The organism is Herbaspirillum sp. B65 (assembly GCF_000333555.1).
GTDB classification, from domain to species: domain Bacteria; phylum Pseudomonadota; class Gammaproteobacteria; order Burkholderiales; family Burkholderiaceae_D; genus Herbaspirillum; species Herbaspirillum rubrisubalbicans.
This window is the reverse complement of the sequence record NZ_BADI01000758.1, coordinates 1-5,033: the sequence shown is the minus strand read 5'-3', so window position 1 is coordinate 5,033 and position 5,033 is coordinate 1. Positions and strand designations below refer to the sequence as shown.

Annotated in this window: 7 protein-coding genes; 2 read left to right on the top strand and 5 right to left on the bottom strand. The window is 49.1% G+C overall.

Annotation, left to right across the window (positions count from 1 at the left end):
- The coding region (locus tag I5W_RS30130; RefSeq protein ID WP_083893575.1) for a VRR-NUC domain-containing protein at positions 1–499 on the top strand (499 nt) is incomplete at its 5' end.
- Between the two features lie 9 nt (positions 500–508).
- Positions 509–1,585: a type VI immunity family protein gene (locus tag I5W_RS17880; RefSeq protein ID WP_044530239.1), complete on the top strand. Its 1,077-nt coding sequence runs from the start codon at positions 509–511 to the stop codon at positions 1,583–1,585.
- Positions 1,586–1,665: 80 nt separating this feature from the next.
- On the opposite strand, the gene I5W_RS17875 is transcribed toward I5W_RS17880, so the two are convergent.
- The 5 genes from I5W_RS17875 to I5W_RS17860 all read right to left on the bottom strand — a co-directional run bounded on the left by I5W_RS17875 (position 1,666) and on the right by I5W_RS17860 (position 4,804).
- Positions 1,666–1,929 (bottom strand): DUF1640 domain-containing protein, encoded by a 264-nt coding sequence (locus I5W_RS17875; RefSeq protein WP_044530238.1) that lies wholly within the window; start codon positions 1,927–1,929, stop codon positions 1,666–1,668.
- Positions 1,930–1,959: 30 nt separating this feature from the next.
- Positions 1,960–2,253 (bottom strand): helix-turn-helix domain-containing protein, encoded by a 294-nt coding sequence (locus I5W_RS17870; RefSeq protein WP_252717092.1) that lies wholly within the window; start codon positions 2,251–2,253, stop codon positions 1,960–1,962.
- Between the two features lie 375 nt (positions 2,254–2,628).
- Positions 2,629–2,925: a helix-turn-helix domain-containing protein gene (locus tag I5W_RS17865; RefSeq protein WP_044530236.1), complete on the bottom strand. Its 297-nt coding sequence runs from the start codon at positions 2,923–2,925 to the stop codon at positions 2,629–2,631.
- 19 nt (positions 2,926–2,944) lie between these two features.
- Positions 2,945–3,124, bottom strand: a complete 180-nt coding sequence (locus I5W_RS32135) for a hypothetical protein (RefSeq protein ID WP_159106134.1) — start codon at positions 3,122–3,124, stop codon at positions 2,945–2,947.
- 1,095 nt (positions 3,125–4,219) lie between these two features.
- Positions 4,220–4,804 (bottom strand): abortive infection family protein, encoded by a 585-nt coding sequence (locus tag I5W_RS17860; RefSeq protein WP_252717091.1) that lies wholly within the window; start codon positions 4,802–4,804, stop codon positions 4,220–4,222.
- Positions 4,805–5,033 lie beyond the last annotated feature (229 nt).

The following is a 5,033-nucleotide window of genomic DNA, read 5'->3' as shown; positions in this document are numbered from 1 at the left end:
GCTTGATAAGCTGTTGGAGCATCGCAGCCCATATAAACTTGAGGTCAATTATGATATGACCAAAATGCCGCCAGAACCGATTATGGATTCAAGCATAGAGACCAAGGTACATGATTGTTGCCCCGGTTGGATTAGCAAGTATTGGGAAGTGGACCACGGTTCTCCGTATTTGAAAGGGGCCGGCATGATCCGGAGGCCCGACGTTGTTACGGTCCTCGATCCCCGAAAGCCTCCGACGCAAGAGAACATTAAGCAGGTCGTAGAGATAAAATTTCCGCCTGATTACATGGACGAATTGCAGGCAGCGGCTTATACACGTATTGCCGGAGACGATACTAAGCTTATTACGATAGGTCCAGAAAATTGCGACTGTAATCAACCTGAGCCGGAGCGGTCAAAGATACCGATAGAACAACTTGGCGCGGCCAGTTTTCTGGCATCAATTCTATATACTCTATTAACAAAGAAGCCGCCTCCGACTACAGCTCCGGCTTTTTGAAAGTGCATCATGACCGACCTTTCTTTCGATCCTATTCAATTAATGCGCGAGCATCCAGAAAAGATGCGCGTACCTGGCGGTCTTCTGACAAAGAAGGGGCCTCAAGATTATGTTGGGAGTGTTCCAGCAATAACTGGCACCTTGTTTTTTGATGGTGCGCACTTGCCTGAAGTCCGCGAAGCTATTTGTTTGTGCTTCGATGAATATGAAGCTATTGCAAAGGGTCATTTGACCTGGTTATGGCGCGAGGAACCGCCCGAAGGGCCTAATAGATTTGCTTATGGGGACGCGCCATCAATGCGGAAAATGATTGAGGTGATGAAGGAAGATGACTCTGTCACCTTTGCATACATCAGTGGTCGCCAACCACATGATGCCGGAGACTGGGAGTTTTATGTTTCTGGCCTTCGTGGATGGCAAGCAAAGTCAGGAGGGTGGGGAACATCCGTATTGCGTTTTAGCTTGCCTCTCCTCTATGTCGAAGAAAATCCAACAGCATTTCAAGAGATTTTCTTAAGCTTTGCTAAGCGATTAAAAGCACGTCATGGCTATGGCGGTCATGGATTGGTTTTGTCGATTGTTCGTATAAATGATAACCAGCCGTTTGAAGCTTTCTTATCTGAGAAGCTAAAAGGACTAGATGTTGGGCGCCCACTTGGTGCCGCTTCGGTTGCTGATAAAGGTTTAAAAACTGTTTCTTGGCTTACTGCCGTGAATCATGAAATGGTCGAAAAAGTAGGGGGACTATTTACGATCCGCTCGGAGCTTCCCAGGGACTGGTTTGCCCTCTACGACTATGGTTCGGGCTTAATAGTACAGGCTGGGCCAAAGCCTGAGGCTGCTCCAGCTGATCAGCCGATGCCAGCAAGATTTGTTTTGCCAAACATGCTTTTTAAAGAGGTGCGTGCCCAAAAAGTTAGTTTGCATCGTGTATCGGTTGATGGTGAGCCTCGTTTGATTGGTTGGTCGGCTGATCAATGGTTACAGCGGTTTGATATTGATGAGTCTCAATTGATGGCGTACAAAACGAAGCTATTAGATGAACCCAAGTTGACCAAATCTACTACGCTGCCTGATAGGCTTTAGCACCTTGAGGATGCCGGTCATTGATACAAAAAAAGCCCCGGATTCGGGGCTTTTTTGTTTCGTGAAAAGCAGGGCGCTTGTCAGTGGAAAATCTTAAACAAAATCCCTACCGTGCCAGCCAGCATAAAGCCAAGCATCCATTTGAGCAGTTCGAACTGACCGCGTACCTCGGCGAAGCTTGTAGCGACTTCGGCGCGGAATTCGTTCAAATCAGATTTTTTGACCAATTCGTTATTCATGGCTTCGGCTAATGCGTTTGCGTGGGCTTCGGCTTGTTCGGTTGAAATTCCGGTTGCTTCAAGCCGTTTGATGTATTCGTGAGTATCAAAAAGTGTAGTTGCCATTGGGCTGCTTTCAGTCAGTATAGCACCGTGTTAGCGGGCGCTGGTTGGGGTGAATTCGGCGTACTGGTTCGAGGGCTTTCTTGGGGCGCTTGTCGGGTCGGAGGGCTTAGGAAACTCTAGGATGTCGGCGGTAGCGATGGCCAGCTTTGTCTTAGGCGCTTTGAAGCCCATTTGCCTGAGTCGATCTTGGTATTCGTAGTGCTGGAGCCTGAGAATCTCTGGAACCCACCAAGGTATTTTCCGTTTGCCGTGTAGCCAATCATGCACGGATCGTTCAGAACGTTTAAGCCGTTTGGCAATTTCCTTTACTGAATGTCCTTGCATCCAAAACTCAAGTTCGCCTTGGTGGCCGTATCTGATATTGGGATATCTCATATGGNGCTCGCGTTTCGTTTATCTGGGGTGATAGGTGGTTGCCAAGAAAAATATGTTCCCAAATTGCGAGAATTTATCTGGTTGCTTTCCCGCATTTGGAATATCGCCGATTTCGCATAATTTGTATTATGTAAAATCACGACCTAAGTTAAAACGGTTCACGTTGATTGTTGTCCGTCCATAGTACGAACTTTGTAAATGTTTAAGTACTAACTTTGTAAAACTGATGCTTCTGCCCCGACTTCCAACAACCGAGGCGTCAGTCAATTTGAGTGATCAAATTCAAGCCTCTGGCTTTCAAGCAATTGGGTGGTGAACGAAAAATCAGTCCTTCTCGAGCAGTCTTAGCTCTATATTCAGTCCTGACCTCACCGCTATGGTCCACAGCGTATCTAGGCTCATGCTTGTCAGATCGGTGTTAATGATCTGAGTTACGAGTCGCTCTGGAATGTCGAGTTCGCGCGCAGCCTGGGTTGATGCCCAACCGTTCTTCCGAATACGTTTTATTATTGCCGCGGCTACTTCGATGCGTATTAGCATCACAGCAGCATCATCTGGAGCGAAACCCAAATCGGAAAACACGTTGCCGCTGCTGATGTGAATAGCGTCGATTTCGGTCATGCCATCAGTCTCCACTTAATTACTGTTCATGATCAGATTTTGGTTTGGCGTAGCCATGGCCAATATGAGCACTTAACGGCTCATCGCAGTGGTGAATGGTTTCACCAGTTTCAGGATCCACGATGTGCTCATAATATCGATCGGTATCTCGATTCATATCCCAAACCTTGTCGACGTACCTGCCTAGTTTCTGGGACATTTCCTGTCCTATACGGAGGTGTCGCCGTAGTTTTCTTTTGCTAGGCATCTTGTCGTTCTTGGATTTCACCTCGAATGATTCCCGTATTGGACCGATCGTATCGTGAAGGTGCAATTCGATGGTCTTAGCCGGACCTCCACAGGAGCCACAAACAACTCCTGGCTCACCGTTGTATTCGGGCGGAAACATTTCGCGGCACGCGGTACAGCGATAGGTCGTTTTATTTTCCATTTTCTACTCTATGAAGTAGAGCTGCCCCTGCCGCGTCTCGGCATCGTTCTGGCACAGCTACAGCTTCTTTCCCATTAAAAGCCTCAATATCAGAAATGGCAAATTTGCATTCTCCTACACCGCGTCACCTCTAGGGGCCATGCCGGGATAAAGCCGGAAATGACACACAATCCTGAAAGTGATTAAGGTTGCCCTCTTTATGCCGTGGGAGCATAAAGAAGGTGCTAAATTGGCTATTTAAAGGGTCGGCCGGGATTCCTGAAATTTTGGCCAAAAAGTCCCTAAGCCATTGATTGAAAAAGCTTTTTCAAGCTATTGGTGAGGCCTCGTATATTTTCTTTCTGAATCCCCGCGCTGAATCGGTCCCTCCCCCCATAGGGAGTCAGCCAATATAAGGACACATTGCCGAGGCCGAGCTCGGGCTGGCTATCGTGCGCGAGATGGTGCCCATTCACCGCGCCACGGCGATTTTAGATGCCCCGCCGCAGGCAGTGATCAGAACGGCGGCCAATCCCCCGTCACCGGTTGCCATAGTCTGGGCGCAAAATTATCCAGCAGGCACAGCCCCCTTGGGGCGCGTACGGTGCTCCACTTGGGATTTGGTTTCAGCGGTATTGATCGTCGAATTACGGTCCGTAGCGGGCGTAAATCTCTCTTCGCAATGAACCGTTTCCGCCTAAATGCGCGCGGCCCTATCATGCGGAAAATTTCTCGTTCTTCTCGGATGCGCTCACGTAGTGGATTCATGGAATTATAGAGTTCCGATTTGCATCATGCTGTTCCTTTGTCGGGCCTAACTTGCAGCATTAGCCCTTGTGCCTGTTCGCGTAGCCGACCAGCGTATGTGGTGATCTTGCGAAACAATTAGCCTGCACTCTTACGCCGCTTTTCCCAGGTCTCCAGTGCGAACAAGGTAATAGTGTGTGCAGCATGGATGGCGAGTCGAGCATGACGGGGCTCAATACGATAGGACGTAACGCCAGCACCATGCGCTGAACTGGCGTGGGTACGCAATGCTGCGATGCCCTCAACCGTGGCCAGCATACCAGTTAGAATAGTCTGCAGGTCGGTATCGGCAATGGCCGATGGATCGAATCCTAAATGCTTGCGAACCACAGTCCAAAGTGGTTTCAGATCTTGCTTGGCCGGCAGTTCCAACGAGTTTTCTGCGATAAATACCTTGCAAAAAGACTCCAATATATTGCTCGCAGCCGAAACCGCTTCACGCGGTTCCGATTGAACGTTCTCCAGCGCCCTAGAAAACTCTTCGTCAATGGCTCGATAGTCGAAAGACTTTAGCAAGGTTTCGAGCGTGCGAGATGCGGCTGCGCTCATCTGCGCGGCTACGACTTTTCCACCAGTTACATAACGTAGTTTGCATTGCGCCAGGATCGCTTCAATTTTCTTTGCATCCGAACCATCATTCCAGGTTCCAATTGGCTGCTCCATATAGTTCTCGATCAGCCGCCCGAGCACTGCTAACGGATCGACGGAGTGGTCCTTGTTTGTACGACGGAGCCATTCAGGGCTTTTACGTGCTTACTTCCCATCGGCGGCTCTCCTGGCGCGTCGGCGTATGCGAAAAGACTGTTCAGAGATGCATGTGTCTCTCTGGCCGTACAGGTATCTGCTACTACCGAAATTACTGGTGACGGAATAAGCTGCCTCATTTGGAATC

Excerpts from the sequence above, each read along its gene's own strand:
- I5W_RS17880 (WP_044530239.1), top strand. The coding sequence starts at position 509 with ATGACCGACCTTTCTTTCGATCCTATTCAATTAATGCGCGAGCATCCA.
- I5W_RS17875 (WP_044530238.1), bottom strand. The coding sequence starts at position 1,929 with ATGGCAACTACACTTTTTGATACTCACGAATACATCAAACGGCTTGAA.
- I5W_RS17870 (WP_252717092.1), bottom strand. The coding sequence starts at position 2,253 with ATGCAAGGACATTCAGTAAAGGAAATTGCCAAACGGCTTAAACGTTCT.
- I5W_RS17865 (WP_044530236.1), bottom strand. The coding sequence starts at position 2,925 with ATGACCGAAATCGACGCTATTCACATCAGCAGCGGCAACGTGTTTTCC.
- I5W_RS32135 (WP_159106134.1), bottom strand. The coding sequence starts at position 3,124 with ATGTCCCAGAAACTAGGCAGGTACGTCGACAAGGTTTGGGATATGAAT.
- I5W_RS17860 (WP_252717091.1), bottom strand. The coding sequence starts at position 4,804 with ATGGAGCAGCCAATTGGAACCTGGAATGATGGTTCGGATGCAAAGAAA.